The following is a 1,306-nucleotide window of genomic DNA, read 5'->3' on the forward strand; positions in this document are numbered from 1 at the left end:
CGCTTGCGGTCGTAGAAGCGACGGGATTCCTCGCACTTTTGGATGCTGATGAGTGCGGAGGTGTAGAAGACACGTTGCAGGCCGCGGTGGTAGCGCCGGGGGCGGTGGAGGTTGCCGCTGATGTTGCCCGAGTCGCGGGGCACCGGGGCGACTCCGGCGAAGCTGGCGAGGCGGTCGGCGGTGCCGAAGCGGCTCATGTCGCCGGCGGTGGCGGCCAGGAACTCCGCGCCCAGGAGTGGGCCGACGCCGGGCATGCTGGCGATTACTTCGGCGAGATCGTGGTCGCGAAATCGGGCCGCGATGAGCTTGTCAATCTCGGTGATCTGCCGGTTGAGGTCCATCACCTCCTTCGCCAGGGTGTGGATCACCTGAGCGATGATCTTCTCCCCGGGGACGGCGGTGTGCTGACGCTCGGCCGCCTCCAGAGCGGCCTCGGCCAGGGCGTCGGCGCCCCGGACCTTTCGGTTGTGCAGCCAGGCCTCCAGGCGCTTGCGGCCGGTCCGGCGCAGTGCGGCAGGGGTCTGGAAGCCAGCCAGCAGAATCAGCGGGCCGATGTTGCCCATGTCGAGGACGCGCTCCAACGCTGGGAAGATGCACGTGAGTTGGCCGCGCAGCCGATTGATCCGGCGCGTGCGGTCGGCAGTCATGTCGGAACGACGGTCCGTGAGGATCCTCAGCTCGACGGCGAGCTCATCGTCCGGCCGGATGACGGCCAGGTCCCGGCGCATCCGTGCCTGGTCGGCGATGACCGTCGCGTCCTTCGCGTCGGTCTTGCCCATACCCCGGTAGCCGGCCGAGGCCCGGTTGACCGCGAGGCCCGGTATGTAGACGAGTCGCTGGCCATGATTGAGCAGAACGTTGATCCACAGGGCGGCCATGCCGTCGGCGACATCCACTGCCCAGAGCACGTCCTCGTCCAGCGCGAGCACGTCGGCGAGCAGGGCCAGCAGTTCAGGTTCGTCGTTCAGGACCCGGCGGGAAAGGAGCTTTCTGCCTCCGGTGTCCAAGACCACGCAATGGTGATGGGTCTTGCCGATGTCCGTGCCCGCCCAGATCTGGGCCACCTGTTCCTCCGGTCGTTTGATGTGCACTGTGCATCCGGACGACCTCGCCAGCGTGGTCCTACTCAGCGGTACACCCGCAGGTGTCTGCAGCTCCTAATCAGCGGTCGAGTCGCCGTGAGACACCGGGCGGCCAGGTGTCGCGAACCATCGAGGGCAACCCCATGAAAGCCATACCCGGCGTCTCTGGATCTCTGGACCTTACGACGGCCCGTCCAACCCACCAACAAGGTAGGACCCCATGA

At 66.8% G+C, this 1,306-nt stretch carries 1 protein-coding gene; it reads right to left on the reverse strand.

Annotated elements, in window-relative coordinates; all coding sequences use genetic code 11:
- On the reverse strand, window positions 1-1,064 hold a 1,064-nt coding region (locus ACIRQP_RS42470; RefSeq protein ID WP_403900845.1), incomplete at its 3' end, for an IS110 family transposase.
- Between the last annotated feature and the right edge of the window lie 242 nt (window positions 1,065-1,306).

It is taken from the genome of Streptomyces sp. NPDC102274 (genome assembly GCF_044766385.1).
Classification (GTDB): domain Bacteria; phylum Actinomycetota; class Actinomycetes; order Streptomycetales; family Streptomycetaceae; genus Streptomyces.